The organism is Variovorax nivicola, assembly GCF_051216475.1.
In the GTDB taxonomy this organism is placed as follows: domain Bacteria; phylum Pseudomonadota; class Gammaproteobacteria; order Burkholderiales; family Burkholderiaceae_C; genus Variovorax.
The window spans coordinates 41231-57557 of sequence record NZ_JBPJZK010000017.1 but is presented as its reverse complement, the minus strand read 5'-3'; the positions used below and the strand labels follow the sequence as shown (position 1 = coordinate 57557).

The following is a 16327-nucleotide window of genomic DNA, read 5'->3' as shown; positions in this document are numbered from 1 at the left end:
TGCCTGCATGCTCGGCATCCGAAAAACTGATCTGGCTCATCGTTGGCGCTCCTTCATTCAGCATGCGTAATCAACGTTCAGAGCGGCCATCCGTGGACTTGATCAGATGTTCCCTAGCAATCAACCAGTCGCTCTACAAGAAGCTGCCCTACGACGCCGACACGCAACTCGCCCCTGTGGCACTGACCGGGTTCGTGCAGAACGTGCTGGCCGTGCGCAGCGACCTCGGCGTGAAGGACGTGGCCGGCCTCATCGAAATGGCGAAGAAGCAACCCGGCAAGCTCACCGTGGCCTCCGGCGGCAACGGCACCACCGGCCACCTGAGCGCGGAGATGTTCAAGTCGATGGCCGGCGTGTCCATCGTGCACATCCCGTACAAGGGCGGCCTGGAAGCCGACATGGCGCTGATGCGCGGCGAGGTGGACCTGGTGTTCGAGAACATCACCTCCATCGCTCCCCACCTCAAAGGCGGCAAGATCACGCCGCTGGCCGTGACCGGCGCCACGCGCGACAGCCGCCTGCCCGAACTGCCCACCATCGCCGAGACCGGCCTGAAGAAATACCAAGCCGTCGCGTGGACCGGCTATGTCGCGCCGGCTGGTGTCGACCCGAAGATCCTCGACGCCCTCAACGCCGCTTTCAACAAGGCGTTGAATTCGCCCGCGGTGAAGCAGCAGCTGGCCGCCCAGGCCTATGAGGTCCACACCGGCCCGCGCCAGGACCTGTTCGACCTCGCAAAGAAAGAACGCCCCGTGTGGGCCGATGTGGTCAAGCACTCGGGCGCCAAGCTCGACTGAGGCGGGCCCATGCACATGGCCGACTTCGACCTCGTGGTGCGCCACGGCACGCTGATCGACGGCACGGGCAGTGCCCGGCGCCAGGTCGATGTCGGCATCCGCGGCGCGCGCGTGGCCGCCATCGGCGACCTGTCGGCGCTGCGTGGTGCGGTCGAGATCGACGCCACCGGCCGCATCGTGGCACCGGGCTTCATCGACTCGCACACGCACGACGACCGCTACCTCATGCTCGAGCCGGACATGCCGGCCAAGCTGAGCCAGGGCGTGACGACGGTCGTCACCGGCAACTGCGGCATCAGCCTCGCGCCCTGGGGCGCGCCGGCCGGAGCCACCGTGCCGCCGCCGCTGAACCTGCTGGGCCACGACCCGGCCCTGTTCGGCGACGCCACCTTCGCGGCCTACCTCGCGCGCCTGGAGGCTGCGCCCGCGGCGGTGAACGCAGCCTGCCTGGTGGGCCACACCACCTTGCGCGCGGCGACGATGGAGCGCCTCGACCGGGCCGCCACGCCGGAAGAAATCGCACGCATGCGAACCCTGCTCGCCGAGGCCATGGCCAGCGGCGCCATCGGGCTGTCCACCGGCGCGGCCTATCCCACGGCCATGCCGGCCACGACCGAAGAAATGGCGCGGGTGGCCGAAGTGATCGGCCCCTACGGCGGCGTGTATGCGAGCCACATCCGCGACGAGGGCGACCATGTCATTGCCGCGCTGGACGAGGCCTTCGCGATCGGCCGTGCGGCGCGGGCACCGGTGGTGGTGTCGCACCACAAGCTCATCGGCCCGCGCAACCACGGCCGCTCGGTGCAAACGCTGGCCCATGTGCGCGATGCCATGGCGCACCAGCCGATCGCGCTCGACTGCTATCCCTACTGCGCGGGTTCCACCATCCTGCGCAAGGACCGCATTGCGGTGTCGAGCCGGATCATCGTTACCCAGTCACAGCCGCACCCCGAGTTCGCGGGCATGGACCTCGACGCGATCGCGCAGCGCCTTGGTGTGTCGATGGAAGACGCTGTCGACCTGCTGCAGCCGGCAGGTGCCATCTACTTCCTGATGGACGAGGCCGACGTGCGGCGCGTGCTGGCCTTTCCCCAGACCATGATCGGCTCCGACGGCATGCCCCACGACACGTCACCGCATCCGCGCCTGTGGGGCACCTTTCCGCGCGTGCTGGGCCACTACTGCCGCGATGTCGGCTTGTTCTCGCTCGAGCAGGCAGTGCACAAGATGACGGGGCTGACCGCCAGGCATTTCCGCCTGCCCGGCCGCGGCGTGCTGTGCGAAGGCGCCTTTGCCGACATCACCGTGTTCGATGCCGGTCGGATCGCCGACCGCGCAACCTGGGAGGCCCCTACGCTGCGCGCGGAGGGCATCGACGCCGTCATCGTCAACGGGCGGCCCGCGTGGCGCGATGGCGAATCGCTGGACGTGCGCAATGGGCGCGTGGTGCGCCTGACCGACTGACCGGCCAGCCGCGCACGGCAGCCGGCGGCATTCAGTTGTCCGACGAGGCGCGCACCCAGCGCTGCGTCTTGCCGAACAGCGGCAGCCCGACGTACGCACGCAGCAACAGCTCGCCCGCCGGATTGCCGGCAGTGCTGACCGACATGTTGCAGCTGTAGGTCTTGCCGTTCTCGCGGTTGTAGATCTGCCCGGCCCATTCGGTGGGCGGCCGGGACGGATCGGTCGCGTCGACGGGCGTGAAGTCTTTCAGCAGCGTCATGCCGAGGGCCGGTCGGCCGTCGGCGGGTTGCATGTCGCCGCCGCCGGGCGCCATCGATCGATTGCCGAGGACCTTGGTGACGGTGCCGCACAGCGCGGTGCCGCACGATGCGAGCTCAACTTCGAGATTGCCGTTCGCGGTGATCCAGCGGCCGCGCGGATCGGTTGCAGCGGAAGACGACTGCGCCTGCGCGGCGAAGGCTGCGGTCAGCAGCAGGACGGCGGTCAGCGCGCGGCCTGATGGACGATGGAACGAGTGCATGGTCATGGCGGGCTTCGTGTCGAGTGGATGAAGCACCCATTGCATCGCAGCACCTGCCTTCGCAGTGTGTCGGGGCACCCACTGAATGGTCGCGCTCCGTATCTGGCCGCGTGCCAGACAAGGTGCGATACAAATCTGTGCCGCTCAGCCCGCCGCCGGTGCCTGTGCGCGGGCCTCCAGCGCGCGATAGAAGAAGGTGGTGCTGCACGGTTCGCCCTCCGGCAGCAATGCGAATCCGGGGATCACGCCCACGCGCTGCCAGCCCATGCGGGCATAGAGCCGCTCGGCTTCGGCGCTCGACGTGTCGAGCACCAGCAGCGTCTTGCCGTGCGCATGCGCCTGGTCTTCAGCCGCCTGCATCAGCAGCGCGCCGATGCCCCGGCGCCGCGCCCTGCGATACACGAGCATCTTCGAGACCTCGGCGCGGTGCGGCTGGTTCTCGGGCTGGTCGAGCACAAGCTGCACTGTTCCGAGGAGGCCCTCGGCGTCTTCAGCCACGAGCAATGCACGCTCGCCGCGCGCCACGCCGTCGGCCACCTTCCGCCAGAACGCGAGGGCGCGCTCGCGGGTCAGCGGAAGCATGAAGCTGACAGATGCGCCGCCCTCGACGCAATCGATCAGCAGGTCAGCCAGCGCCTGCAGCTGGACATCGCCCACCGTCGCAAGAAGACGGATGCGGGGCGCTTCGAAATTCGTCATGTTGTTCATCTCCACGAAGAAGGCACGGTCGCGATCACCACGGCGTAGCGGGTGGTCGTGCGCGAGGGGTTGTAGTAGCTGGTGGGGCGGTCGAGCACCATCGCCAGGCAGTCGCCGGTGCCCAGCCGGTGCTGGTCGTCGCCCAGCGTGAGTTCGATGACGCCGTCGAGCACCCACACCTGCTGGTGGATAAGCGGCTCGCGCGCCGCGGTTTCGTAGGCTACGCGGGCCTTGGGCGGAAACAGCACCTCGACGATCTGGATGGGCGACGCGAAGCCGCTGGGCGAAACGTTGCGCCGCACATAGCCGGAGTGCGGATCGCGCCACTGCAGCTGGCTGGCCAGGCGCGACACCAGATCGACGGCGGGCGCGGGTGCCTCGAACAACGAGGCCAGCGACACGCCCAGGCCGGTCGCGAGTTTTTCAAGCAGCACGGCGGTGGGGCTGCTTTCGCCGCGCTCGATAAGCGAGATCATGGAACGGCTGACGCCGCAATGAGTGGCCAGCGCATCGAGCGAGAGGCCACGCTGCGCACGCAGGTCGCGCACGCGTTCAGCGATGCGGTCATTCAGGCCGGACGGTGTTTCTTCTATTTCCTTCATATTGGATTAAATATCCACCATAAAGGAATTTGCGTCAAGCCTCCCCGCGAGCCGCCCTCACCGCGAAGGGCCAATCAACGCGGCGCGGGCAGCCTCGGACGGAAAGACACACGCCACGTCATGCGCGCAGCCCGGCACCACCACGACTTCGCGGCGCTTGGCCGGCGCGAGCAGCGTGCGGTCGTACTGCGCGTAGGCCAGGCCGCGCTGCAGGCGATACGGGCCTTGCGCGGCGGCCGCGCAGGACTTGTCGAGCACGCGATAGGCCGTGCCGCGCGCGTCGTTGCTGTCCAGTTCGCCTTCGAGGTAGCTGATGTCAGCCTCCACATACTGCCGGCGCGCCTGCACGGCGCTGCGCCCGAGGTGCGCGGGCAGGTCGTCGGTGCCGTACTTCCAGCGGTTCATCTCTGGGCACGCAGCGGCATCGGGCGTCGGCTGCGGACGAAACGGATCGAAGTAGAGCCACGTGCCCGGGTCGGCGACCACGTAGCGCACAGCCACCGTGCTCCCGTTCTGCGCGAAGCCGATGTAGTGCTGCACCATCTGCGCGCCGGCCGAGAAGCCGGCGATGGTGACGGTGCGCAGGCTCGGCCAGCGTTGCGCCAGCTCGGTCACGAGCGCGTCCATGGCCGCGAACGAGGTGATGCGACTGCCCTCGCTCGCGCGGCCGCCTTCGAGCCAGGAGCCGCAGGTCCACAGCAGGTCGCCGGACTGTGCAGCGGGCACGCCCGGCGTGCTGCATTTACCGGCTTTGTCCGCAGCAACCTGGAACACCGGCGCAACGACCAGCGTGTCGCCAAGCGCATCGGCATTGCGAACGGCGCGCAGTGCGGCGTCGAAGGTCTTGTTGGCGTCGCGCGGATGGCCGTGCACGGCGATGAGCGCCTTCGTCGGGCCGGTAGTTGCCGCCGCACTGGGCGCGAGCGAGGCGTAGTAATTCAGCGTGCCGCCGGCCCCGGTCGGCTGGAAGCTGCGGTAGCAATCCGTGGAAGCCGACGCCGTGCAGCCGGCGGGATCGGCCGCCGCGTGCGCCGACCAGAGCGACAGGCACGCGGCCGCGAGGCAAAGCCATCTGTTGTTGTGCATGTTCGTGCGACTCCCCGGGGCTGGTGGTTGGAACACGGATTCTCTCGCGCGGCCCGCCCGCATGCTTTAGCGATTTACTCTATCGAACTGCCATTCTTCGAACACAAATTCACCATGAGGACGCGGATCATCCAACATATCACCAGCATGAGCCGCCCATGAGCACCATCAGCGCCGACCCCCTGCCCTCTTCCTTCGCGGCGTTTGCCGATGGCCTGTCCGAGCCCTCTTCGGCGCTGCGTGAGCAGATCACCGCAGCCTGGCGCCGAGCCGAACCGGAGGCGTTGCCGCCGCTCCTCGCACAGGCGCGCCTGCCAGGCGACCAGGCCGAAGCAGCCCAGGAACTCGCCTACCGCATCGCCCAGCAACTGCGAGACCGCAAGAACGCAGGTGGCCGCGCCGGCCTCGTGCAGGGCCTGCTGCAGGAATACGCGCTGTCGTCGCAGGAAGGCGTGGCGCTGATGTGCCTGGCCGAGGCGCTGCTGCGCATCCCCGACTCGGAGACGCGCAACGCGCTGATCCGCGACAAGATCGCGCACGGCCAATGGCAGTCGCATGCGGGCCGCAGCCCATCGGTGTTCGTCAACGCCGCGACCTGGGGCTTGCTGCTGACGGGCAAGCTCGTGGCCACGCACAGCGAGACCAGCCTGTCGACCGTGCTCACGCGCCTGATCGGCAAGGGTGGTGAGCCGCTGATCCGCAAGGGCGTGGACATGGCGATGCGGATGATGGGCGAGCAGTTCGTCACCGGCGAGACCATCGCGCAGGCGCTGGGCAATGCGCGCGAACTGGAGGCCGGGGGCTTTCGCTATTCGTACGACATGCTCGGCGAAGCGGCGCTCACCATGGAAGACGCGAAGCGCTACCGCGTCGCGTACGAAGAAGCGATCCACGCGATCGGCAAGGCATCGAACCATCGCGGCGTGTACGAGGGCCCGGGCATCTCGATCAAGCTGTCGGCGCTGCACCCGCGCTACAGCCGCGCGCAGCATTCGCGCGTGATGGCCGAGCTGTACCCGGTGCTGCGCGAACTTGCGCTGCTGGCGCAGCAGTACGACATCGGCCTGAACATCGACGCAGAGGAAGCCGACCGCCTCGAACTCTCGCTCGACCTGCTGGAGCGCCTTTGCTTCGAGCCGGCACTCGCGGGCTGGAACGGCATCGGCTTCGTGATCCAGGCGTATCAGAAGCGCTGCCCGTTCGTGATCGATTTCGTGATCGACCTGGCACGCCGCAGCCGGCACCGGCTGATGGTGCGGCTGGTGAAGGGCGCGTACTGGGACAGCGAAATCAAGCGCGCGCAGATCGACGGGCTCGACGGCTACCCCGTCTACACGCGCAAGGCCTACACCGACGTGTCGTACCTCGCCTGCGCACGCAAGCTGCTCGATGCACCGGAGGCCGTGTACCCGCAGTTCGCCACGCACAACGCGCACACGCTGGCCGCCATCTACACAGCGGCGGGCCCGTCGGGCTACAAGCCGGGGCAGTACGAGTTCCAGTGCCTGCACGGCATGGGCGAGCCGCTTTACGAGCAGGTGGTCGGCCCGCTCGGGCGGCCTTGCCGCATCTACGCGCCCGTGGGCACGCACGAGACGCTGCTGGCCTATCTTGTGCGACGCCTGCTGGAGAACGGCGCGAACACCTCGTTCGTGAACCGCATCGCGGACCCGACGATCTCGCTCGACGCGCTGGTGGAAGACCCGGTCGCCACCGTTGAACGCATGGCGCAGCAGGAAGGCACGCTGGGCCTGCCGCATCCGGCCATTGCGCTGCCCGCGGCGCTGTATGGAACGCAGCGCGTCAACTCGCAAGGGCTCGACCTGGCGAACGACGATAGCCTGCGCGCGCTGGGCCATGTGCTCGCCGGCAGCGCCGGCGAAGACTGGGGCGCGGCGCCGATGCTCGCCGCCGCCGCGCCGGATGGCGAAGCGGTCAGCGTGCTGAACCCCGCCGACCACCGCGACATCGTCGGACAGGTGCAGGAAGCCACGCTGGCGGACGTTGAATCGGCCATCGCCCAGGCCCATGACATCGCTCCGGCATGGGCGGCCACGCCGCCCGCCGAGCGCGCCGCCCTGCTCGACCGCGCGGCCGGCAAGCTCGAAGAAGGCATGCCCCGCCTGCTCGGCCTGCTGACGCGCGAGGCCGGAAAGACATACGCGAACGCCATCGCCGAAGTGCGCGAGGCGGTCGACTTTCTGCGCTACTACGCGGCGCAGGCGCGCGGCGATTTCTCGAACGACACGCACCGCGCGCTCGGCCCGATGGTCTGCATCAGCCCGTGGAACTTTCCGCTGGCGATCTTCACCGGCCAGGTGGCAGCCGCGCTCGCAGCGGGCAACCCCGTGCTGGCCAAGCCCGCCGAGCAGACGCCACTGGTGGCGGCCGAAGCGGTGCGCGTGCTGTGGGAAGCCGGCGTGCCGCATGCGGCTGTGCAGTTGCTGCCCGGCCGCGGCGAAACCGTCGGCGCCGCGCTGGTGGCCGACGCGCGCGTGCAGGGCGTGATGTTCACCGGCTCGACGGAGGTTGCGCGCATCCTGCAGAAAACGCTGTCGCAGCGGCTCGGCGCGCATGGTGCGCCGGTGCCGCTCATCGCGGAGACCGGCGGGCAGAACGCGATGATCGTCGACTCGTCCGCGCTGGTGGAACAGGTCGTCACCGACGTGATGGCCTCGGCCTTCGACAGTGCGGGGCAGCGCTGCTCCGCGCTGCGCGTGCTGTGCGTGCAGGAAGAAGCGGCCGACCGGCTGCTGGAAATGCTGAAGGGCGCGATGGCCGAAGCCTGCATCGGCAACCCCGCACGGCTGGCCGTGGACGTGGGCCCGGTGATCGACGCCGAAGCGCGCGACGGCATCGAGCGCCACATCGCCACCATGCGCTCGCGCGGCCGCAAGGTCTTCCGCCAGGGCCGCGAGCATGCGCACGACACGCGCAACGGCACGTACGTGATGCCGACGCTGATCGAGCTCGGCAGCATCTCGGAGCTGCAACGCGAGGTGTTCGGGCCGGTGCTGCACGTCGTGCGCTACCGCAGGCGCGACCTCGGCGCGCTGATCGGGCAGATCAACGGCACGGGCTACGGGCTGACGCTGGGCGTGCACACGCGCATCGACGAGACCATCGCGCAGATCGTGGGGAACGCGAAGGCGGGCAACGTCTACGTGAACCGCAACATCGTCGGCGCGGTGGTGGGCGTGCAGCCGTTCGGCGGCGAGGGGCTGTCGGGCACGGGGCCGAAGGCCGGTGGTCCGCTGTACATGCTGCGCATGCTGTCGGCGCGGCCGGACGATGTGATGGTGCGCGCGGTGGCGGGTGGTGCTGCTTCGGCTTCACGCGTCGAGCTGTCGGCGCTGTCGCGCTGGGCCGAAGCCACCGACCGCCCCGCGCTGGCGGCGCAATGCGCGCGCTTCGCCGGGCAGTCGCGCTCGGGCAGTTCGCGCACGCTGGCCGGCCCGACTGGCGAGCGCAACGTCTACACGCTGGAGCCGCGCGAAGCGGTGCTGTGCCTGGCCGATATGGAGACAGACCGACTGGTGCAGCTGGCCGCAGTGCTGTCGGTGGGCAGCACCGCGATCTGGCCCGCCGATGCCGCCGCGCAAAGCCTTCGCGCATCGCTGCCGGCCGAGGTGCAGCAGTGCGTGGCCATCGCGAACGACTGGGCCTCCGACACGGTGATGTTCGACGCCGCACTGCACCACGGCAGCAAGCAGAGCCTGTCGGGCGTGATGCAGCGCATCGCGGCGCGGCCGGGCCCGATCGTCGGCGTGCGCGCCTTCGCGCCCGGCGATGCGCACATCCCGCTCGAAAGCCTGGTGGTGGAGCGCGCGCTCAGCATCAACACGGCGGCGGCCGGCGGCAATGCGAGCCTGATGACGATCGGTTGAGCGCTGCCGCTGTCTATTTGTCGAACGCCGGATCGATGGGCACGCGGTAGCCATTCACCAGCCGGTTGGTCTCGTTGGCCATGCCGACCACGCTCATCAGCTCGGCGAACATCGCGGGCGTCATGCCGGCCTTCTCTGCGCCAGCATGGTGGCTCGCGATGCAGTAGCCGCAGTTGTTGGTGACGCTCACGGCAAGGTAGACCATCTCCTTCACGACCGGGTCGAGCGCGCCTGGTGCCATCACCTCCTTCAGGCTGCTCCAGGTGCGCCTGAGCGCGACGGGGTCGTTGGCCAGGTACTTCCAGAAGTTGTTGACGTCGGGCACGTTGCGCGAGGTCTTGATGTCGTCGAAGACGGCCCTGACTTCGACGGAGGCGTTGGCGTATTCGATGGGCTGGGGTTTCATGGAAGCTCCTGTTGTTGAAGGCCGCTGGCCGTTACCGACAACGGTACCAGCCTCCACGCCGCGCCCCTCAGTAGGTCTCCAGAAACCTCGCGTGCTCCTGATGCATGTGCGAGCGCGCGAGCAGCCACTTTCTCAGCGCGGCCTGCGTATCGGGCGACAGGTCTTTGGAGCACTGATCGAACGCTTCGCCCAGAAGCTTGAATTCGACGTCGAGATGGCGGCGCGACGGCGATGCGTCCGGCATCTGGTTCTTCGCGAAGGCGAGAAGTCCGGCTTGGCCGAATGCTTCTATCTCCTTGACGAGACGCCATCGCTCCTGCATCAGGCGACGAAATATGGCAGAGCGCCGGCGCACGCCGAAACGGCGAAGTATGGGATTCGAATCATCGCTTTGCACTGTCGCCAGGATGATGTCGAGCTGCTCGAGCAGATGCATCCACTGCTCAGGCTGGAAGAACTCCATCGACGCCGCAGGCGCCTTCTTCACGACTAGCATGGTTGTCTCCTGCTGTCATTTTTTTGGATGCGCCCCGGCCTGGCTCGGAATCATCCGAAACCAGGCCGGGGCTGCACTGCTGTCACTCACTCGGCGGCGACCGGAACCGGTCGCCTCCAATCACCGCCCGATCACTTCTTGAGGTCGAAGCGATCGAGGTTCATCACCTTGGTCCAGGCGGCCACGAAGTCCTTGACGAAGAGCTTCTGCGAGTCACCAGCGCCATAGACTTCCGCGAGCGCGCGCAGCTGCGAGTTGGAGCCGAACACGAGGTCGACCACGGTGCCGGTCCACTTGAGTTCGCCCGTCTTGCGGTCGCGGCCTTCCAGCACGCCTTCAGCCGTCGTTGACTTCTTCCATCCGGTGTTCATGTCGAGCAGGTTCACGAAGAAATCGTTGCTCAGAGTCTCCGGGCGCTTGGTGAACACACCGTTCGGCGACTGCCCGACGTTCGCGTTCAGGACGCGCAAGCCTCCGATCAGGACCGTCAGCTCAGGCGCACTCAGGGTGAGCAGTTGTGCCCTGTCGAGCAGCAGCCCGGCGGCCGCCGCTCCATCGATGCCCTTTTTCAGGTAGTTGCGGAACCCGTCGGCCTGCTGTTCCAGGGGCGCGAAGGATTCGACGTCGGTCTGCTCCTGCGAGGCGTCCTCGCGCCCCGGCGAGAAGGGCACCGTCACGTCCTGCCCGGCCTTCTTCGCAGCGGCCTCGACCGCTGCGTTGCCGGCCAGCACGATCAGGTCGGCGAGCGAGATCTTCTTGCCGCCGGACTGCGCGCCGTTGAATTCCTTCTGGATACCTTCGAGCGTCGAGAGCACCTTCGACAGCTGGGCCGGCTGGTTGACTTCCCAGTCCTTCTGCGGGGCGAGGCGGATGCGCGCGCCGTTGGCGCCGCCGCGCTTGTCGCTGCCGCGGAAGGTCGAGGCCGAAGCCCAGGCGGCGCCCACGAGCTGCGCAATGCCCAGGCCCGAGGCGAGCACCTTGGCCTTCAGGGCCGCGACGTCCTTGTCATCGACCAGCGGATGGTTCACGGCGGGAATCGGGTCTTGCCAGATCAGCTCTTCCTTCGGCACCAGCGCGCCGAGGTAGCGTGCGCGCGGACCCATGTCGCGGTGCGTCAGCTTGAACCAGGCGCGGGCGAATGCATCGGCAAACTCCGCCGGATTCGCCATGTAGCGGCGCGAGATTTTTTCGTATGCCGGGTCCATGCGCATGGCCATATCGGCCGTGGTCATCATCGGGGCATGACGTCTGCCCGAATCGTGCGCGTCCGGCACGGTGCCCGCGCCCGTGCTGCCCTTGGGCTTCCACTGGTTGGCGCCCGCAGGGCTCTTGGTGAGTTCCCATTCGTAGCCGAACAGCGTCTCGAAGTAGCTGTTGTCCCATTTCGTGGGCGTGGGGGTCCAGGCGCCTTCGATACCGCTGGTGGTGGCATGCACACCCAGGCCGCTTTCGAAGCCGTTCTTCCATCCCAGGCCCAGTTCCTCGATGTCGGCGCCCTCGGGTTCGGCGCCGACAAGGCCCGGGTCGCCCGCGCCGTGGGCCTTGCCGAAGGTGTGGCCGCCGGCGGTGAGCGCCACGGTTTCTTCGTCGTTCATGGCCATGCGGGCGAAGGTCTCGCGGATGTCGCGGGCCGAGCCGAGCGCATCGGGGTTGCCGTTCGGGCCTTCAGGGTTCACGTAGATCAGGCCCATCTGCACGGCGCCGAGCGGGCCGGCCAGCACACGGTCGCCGCTGTAGCGCTCATCGGCCAGCCACTTGCCTTCGGGGCCCCAGAAGATGTCGTCTTCCGGCTCCCAGATGTCGGGGCGGCCGCCGGCGAAGCCGAAGGTCTTGAAGCCCATGGATTCCAGCGCCACGTTGCCGGTCAGGATCATCAGGTCGGCCCACGAAAGCTTGCGGCCGTACTTCTGCTTGATCGGCCACAGCAGCCGGCGCGCCTTGTCGAGGTTGCCGTTGTCCGGCCAGCTGTTCAGGGGCGCGAAGCGCTGCGCGCCGTGGCCACCACCGCCACGACCGTCTGCAATGCGGTACGTGCCCGCGGAATGCCAGGCCATGCGGATGAACAGAGGTCCGTAGTGGCCGTAGTCAGCGGGCCACCAGTCCTGCGAATCGGTCATCAGGGCATGGAGGTCCTTGATCACGGCGTCGAGGTCGAGGGTCTTGAACTCCTCGGCGTAGTCGAACGCTTCGCCCATGGGGTTGGACTCGGCGGAGTGTTGGTGCAGGAGCTTCAGGTTCAGCTGGTTGGGCCACCAGTCTGCATTCGCAGGAGTGCCGGCAAAGCTGTGTGTGCGCGCATGGCCCGGGAAGGGGCACTTGGTTTCATCGGACAAGGGGTTCTCCTTTGGTTGGTGATCACACGTGGGGTCCGAGACCAGTCTAGGTTTGGATTTCACGTCGATCAACCCAATTGAGTGAATTGAATCCATAGCGGCGAACTATGGTTTCTGCCCTTGCCGGAAATTGCACCGGTTCGTTTCAGCGAGCGCCCGTGGTCCCGTCGACCGCCGTATTGATTGCGCTCAGTCCAAGCCTTTGCGCGCGAGAAATCCGGACATCAGATCCGCAACCTGCACGTTGTTGAGATCGGAGAACGGGAAGTGCGTGTTGCCGCGGATGCCGAGCGCCGGCAGATGCACCAGCGTTGCGTCGCCACCATGGCGATTGATCGCGTCCGTCCACAGCCGGGCCATTGCCAGCCGCACACGCCAGTTGTCCTCGCCGAAGTTCTTCGAGGGCTCCTCGGGAATGTTGTCGCCGTAGTAGACGACGATCGGAATCCGCGTCAGCTTCGCAAACTCGGCCTTCGGCACGGGGACTCCTTCGAGCGGGCCCGTCATGCTCTGCATCGGCGCAGGCACCTCGCCTTCGGGAAAGACGAAGCCGCTGCCCGGTTCATAGGACACGACCGCGCGCACATTGGGGTTCTTCATCGCGGCTATCCAGCCCAGCCCACCGCTTTGCGAATGGGTGACGAGCACTCCGGGACCGATGCGGTCGAAGAGCGCCGAAATCGCATCGGTCGCGACCTTCGCGTCGAATGGCCCGGTGTCCGGAACCATCTGCCTGAAATACTGGTTCAACGCCTCTGGATCTCGCGAGAACTGCGCGCCCGCGAAGAAATCGGGCCAGCGGCCCAAGCGGAACATGTTGAACCAGCGCTGGTCGTCCGGTGCCGCGCTGATGGTCGTGCCCACCGTGCTTCGCGCCGCACCGCCGCGCCGGGGCTGATCGACCAGGTAGACCGGGAAGCGGCGCCGCAGGAAGATGGTCTGGTAGCCCTCCCGGCCATCGGCGGTGGTTTCCCACGTCTTGCCGAACTGCCCGAAGCCGTGCCACATCACGAGGGGAAGCTTGCGGGCATCCACCGGCACTTGGTAGAAGACCCGCGCATGATCGCCGTGCAAGGTCTGGCCCTCTGGTCCAGCGGAGCGGATCACCGTGCCGCCGACGGCGAAGCTGCCCTGCTCCTTGATCATCAGCGCAGCCGGCTGTGCGCTTCTGTCGTCGGCCGCGTGGGCTGTCGTCAGACAGGTCGCGAGCGCCAGTACCGTTGCAATGAATACGCCAGCCACTGGCGGCGAATTGTTCTGCCTGCAATGCACCTCAGACATCGAGCCGCCGTTCGCTCATCCACTTGACGATTGCCGGATCGCGATGCGAGAAGAAGCTGCTCGTGCCGGTTTCAAGCTCTGCGATGCGAAGCATGTCCGATTCGTCCAGCTGGAAATCGAAGATGTTCAGGTTCTCCGCCATCCGCTCCTTGCGCACCGACTTGGCGAGCGCCACGATCCCGCGCTGGACGAGCCAACGCAGCACGACCTGCCCGACCGACTTGCCGTACTTTCCGCCGATGTCCAGCAGAGCCTCGTTGCCGAACAGGTTGTTGCGCCCCTCGGCGAACGGCGCCCATGCCTCGGCTTGCACTCCGTTGTCGCGCATGAACGCCGCGCTGTCGGTCTGCTGATGGAAGGGGTTCACTTCCACCTGGTTCACCGCGGGCGCCACTTCGTTGAAAACCTTGATGTCCATCAGCCGGTCGGGGCGGAAGTTGCTCAGGCCGATCGCGCGGAGCTTTCCTGCCTTGTGGGCTTCCTCCATCGCTCTCCAAGAGCCGTGAACGTCGCTGAAGGGTTGATGGATCAGGTACAGGTCGAGGTAGTCGAGCTGGAGGCGGCGCAGCGACTTGTCGATGGCCAGCAGGGTGCGCTCGTAGCCAGCGTCTTCGACCCAGAGCTTCGTCGTGACGAACAAGTCGTCTCGCGCCACGCCGCTGCGGCGCAGGCCTTTGCCGACAGCCTCTTCGTTCTTGTAAGAGGCTGCAGTGTCGATCAGGCGGTAGCCGGCTTCGATGGCATCGACCACGCTTTGCTCGCACTCCGCTGGGTCGGCAATCTGGAAGACGCCGAAACCGAGGATCGGCATCCGCACGCCATTGTTCAAAGTCACGTACTGCACATCGAGTCCCTTCATCAAGGCCGCGTCGCGAACACTTCGCGAGCAACGCCGGTTGCCGTCACCGCGTTGGGCCAACCGGCATAGAAGGCGAGGTGCGTCAGTGCCTCGGCCAGCTCGTCTTTCGAAAGACCGTTGTCGAGCGCGCGGGACATGTGCGAGCGCAGCTGGTCAGGCCGGTTCATTGCGATGAGCGCGCTCACGGTGACCAGGCTCCGGTCGCGCGGCGAAAGACCCGGCCGCGCCCACACGTCGCCGAAGAGCACGTCGTCGGTGAGCTGTGCCAGCTTTGGAGCGACGTCGCCAAGCAGGCGCTGGGCCTGCGACGGCCCGGCGGCCGCAGCGGCCTGTGGCGCGCCGTACTGCGCATCGCTGACCTGCTCCAACCAATCCACCGCCTTGCCATCGAGCGCTTCCGTGATGGCGATGTGCGTCATCGCGCTGGTGGGAGCGGCCCCATGCCAATGCTTCACGCCCGGTGGAATGCGCACGACGTCGCCTGCCTTGATCTCTTCGATCGGGCCGCCGAGGCGCTGCACGCGGCCAACGCCGGCGGTGACGATCAAGGTCTGCCCCAGTGGATGCGTATGCCACGCAGTGCGCGCACCGGCGGCAAAACTCACCGAACCGGCGGACGCGCGGTCAGGGCCGGCCGGCGAGTGAAGCATCTCGACGCGGACGCTGCCGGTGAAGTTCTGCGCTGGCGCGCTGTTCACAGTGCGAGTGCCTGCGCGGGAAATCTGCAGATCGGGCTCGGCGGCGGCCACGGACGGCAGTATCGAAAGGGCCAGCGCGGCGGCGGCGAAATGCTTCATCGGGTTCTCCTTGATTGGCTGCCTGGAGGCAATATCCAGGCAGTCTAGGAGCCGCATCCGCATCGGAATAGCCAGCAAACGCTTGTTGGATTGACAAGCCAGAACGGACAATCGGCACTGCCGCGCCCGGCTTCAAGCCAGCTTCATTTTTTGCGATGCTGGTAGATCTGGATCAGGTTGCCGCACGTGTCCGCAAAGATCGCAAGCCTGACCGCGCCGCTGTCCACCGGGTCCATGGTGAAGCGCGCGCCATGCTCCTTCAGGCGCTTCACGTCTGCCTCGAGGTTGTCGCTCTCGAAGGCCGTCGATGGGATCCCCTGGCTCATCAACGCCTGCTGGTACGCGAGGGCCGCGGGGTTGGCATTGGGCTCCAGAGAAAGCTCCGTGTCGCCGCCTTCGGGCGACCGTACCGAGAGCCACTTGTACGCCCCGAGCGGGATCTCCTGGCTCTTCACGAAACCGAGGACTCGCGTGTAGAAGGCCAGGGCCCTGTCCTGGTCGTCGACGAAGATGCTCGTGAGGTTGATGCGCATGATGAATGGGCTCAGTGAGGTGTAGGACCACCATCCTGCCCGACATGGCCCCGCACGACTTCGCCGAAATTGAGGTCGCCCGCATGGGCCTGGTTCATCAGCGCGATGCACCCTGCAGGCGCGGCGAAGGGCTTGGCCGTCCGACGGTATGCCCGTGGCGGCACACCGAATCGCCTGCTGAACAGGCGCGAAAAACTCCCCGGGTTGTCGAAGCCCAGCGCCAGGCCGATCTGCGTGGCGGGCTCATCAGTGGCAAGGAGCATTTCGCGCGCGCGGTCCAGGCGTGCGCGCGTTCGGCATTGCAAAGGCGTCTCGCCGAAGAGAGCGCTGAACTGGGTGATGAAATGCGAAGTCGACAAGCCAGCCTCTTGCGCCAGATACGCCACACTTGCCGGCGGCTCCAGTTCGAACTGGAGGCGGTGGCGGGCATCGCACATTCGTTTCAGAAGGTTGGGCGAGATCATGGGCAAGCGGCGGCGCGTGATGCTCTGCATTGTCGTTGCGGCTTGTGTTCGATCAAGGCCCGGGCCTTCACAATGTGCCGGCCCGATTTCAAGAGTCCACGAA

The 16327-nt window shown here is 66.9% G+C and carries 15 protein-coding genes; 3 read left to right on the top strand and 12 right to left on the bottom strand.

What is annotated here, in order from left to right:
* Nucleotides 1–92: 92 nt before the first annotated feature.
* A complete protein-coding gene (locus ACSFBF_RS34215) occupies nucleotides 93–797 on the top strand; it encodes a Bug family tripartite tricarboxylate transporter substrate binding protein (protein ID WP_435474773.1) in 705 nt (234 codons plus the stop codon).
* Between the two features lie 15 nt (nucleotides 798–812).
* On the top strand, nucleotides 813–2261 hold the full coding sequence (locus ACSFBF_RS34210; RefSeq protein WP_435474783.1) for an N-acyl-D-amino-acid deacylase family protein: 1449 nt from the start codon (nucleotides 813–815) through the stop codon (nucleotides 2259–2261).
* A gap of 31 nt (nucleotides 2262–2292) precedes the next feature.
* Here ACSFBF_RS34210 and ACSFBF_RS34205 read toward each other — a convergent pair whose 3' ends face one another.
* From ACSFBF_RS34205 to ACSFBF_RS34190, 4 genes are all read right to left on the bottom strand, one after another.
* Nucleotides 2293–2826 carry a DUF2147 domain-containing protein gene (locus tag ACSFBF_RS34205; protein WP_435474771.1) on the bottom strand — a complete coding sequence of 178 codons (534 nt, stop codon included), beginning with the start codon at nucleotides 2824–2826 and terminating at the stop codon, nucleotides 2293–2295.
* A gap of 99 nt (nucleotides 2827–2925) precedes the next feature.
* Entirely contained in the window at nucleotides 2926–3480 is a 555-nt protein-coding gene (locus ACSFBF_RS34200; RefSeq protein WP_435474769.1) for a GNAT family N-acetyltransferase, read from the bottom strand.
* Nucleotides 3481–3485: 5 nt separating this feature from the next.
* Nucleotides 3486–4082: a helix-turn-helix domain-containing protein gene (locus tag ACSFBF_RS34195; protein ID WP_435474767.1), complete on the bottom strand. Its 597-nt coding sequence runs from the start codon at nucleotides 4080–4082 to the stop codon at nucleotides 3486–3488.
* Between the two features lie 57 nt (nucleotides 4083–4139).
* Nucleotides 4140–5168, bottom strand: coding sequence for an alpha/beta hydrolase family protein (locus tag ACSFBF_RS34190; protein ID WP_435474765.1), 1029 nt, complete (start codon nucleotides 5166–5168; stop codon nucleotides 4140–4142).
* A 158-nt stretch (nucleotides 5169–5326) separates the two neighbouring features.
* Here ACSFBF_RS34190 and putA point away from each other — a divergent pair, with 158 nt between their 5' ends.
* A complete protein-coding gene (putA, locus tag ACSFBF_RS34185) occupies nucleotides 5327–9055 on the top strand; it encodes a trifunctional transcriptional regulator/proline dehydrogenase/L-glutamate gamma-semialdehyde dehydrogenase (protein WP_435474763.1) in 3729 nt (1242 codons plus the stop codon).
* Between the two features lie 13 nt (nucleotides 9056–9068).
* Here the strand turns inward: putA and ACSFBF_RS34180 are convergent, their stop codons facing one another.
* From ACSFBF_RS34180 to ACSFBF_RS34145, 8 genes are all read right to left on the bottom strand, one after another.
* On the bottom strand, nucleotides 9069–9461 hold the full coding sequence (locus tag ACSFBF_RS34180) for a carboxymuconolactone decarboxylase family protein (protein ID WP_435474761.1): 393 nt from the start codon (nucleotides 9459–9461) through the stop codon (nucleotides 9069–9071).
* Nucleotides 9462–9528: 67 nt separating this feature from the next.
* Entirely contained in the window at nucleotides 9529–9957 is a 429-nt protein-coding gene (locus tag ACSFBF_RS34175; protein ID WP_435474759.1) for a hypothetical protein, read from the bottom strand.
* Between the two features lie 131 nt (nucleotides 9958–10088).
* Nucleotides 10089–12290 (bottom strand): catalase/peroxidase HPI, encoded by a 2202-nt coding sequence (gene katG, locus ACSFBF_RS34170; RefSeq protein ID WP_435474757.1) that lies wholly within the window; start codon nucleotides 12288–12290, stop codon nucleotides 10089–10091.
* 189 nt (nucleotides 12291–12479) lie between these two features.
* Nucleotides 12480–13571, bottom strand: a complete 1092-nt coding sequence (locus tag ACSFBF_RS34165; RefSeq protein ID WP_435474755.1) for an alpha/beta hydrolase — start codon at nucleotides 13569–13571, stop codon at nucleotides 12480–12482.
* Nucleotides 13564–14415, bottom strand: a complete 852-nt coding sequence (locus tag ACSFBF_RS34160; RefSeq protein ID WP_435474781.1) for an aldo/keto reductase — start codon at nucleotides 14413–14415, stop codon at nucleotides 13564–13566. Before ACSFBF_RS34160 ends, ACSFBF_RS34165 begins: the two co-directional genes overlap by 8 nt.
* A gap of 14 nt (nucleotides 14416–14429) precedes the next feature.
* Nucleotides 14430–15227 (bottom strand): (R)-mandelonitrile lyase, encoded by a 798-nt coding sequence (locus tag ACSFBF_RS34155; RefSeq protein WP_435474753.1) that lies wholly within the window; start codon nucleotides 15225–15227, stop codon nucleotides 14430–14432.
* Between the two features lie 143 nt (nucleotides 15228–15370).
* Nucleotides 15371–15760, bottom strand: a complete 390-nt coding sequence (locus ACSFBF_RS34150) for a VOC family protein (RefSeq protein ID WP_435474751.1) — start codon at nucleotides 15758–15760, stop codon at nucleotides 15371–15373.
* 11 nt (nucleotides 15761–15771) lie between these two features.
* A complete protein-coding gene (locus ACSFBF_RS34145; RefSeq protein ID WP_435474749.1) occupies nucleotides 15772–16254 on the bottom strand; it encodes a helix-turn-helix domain-containing protein in 483 nt (160 codons plus the stop codon).
* Nucleotides 16255–16327 lie beyond the last annotated feature (73 nt).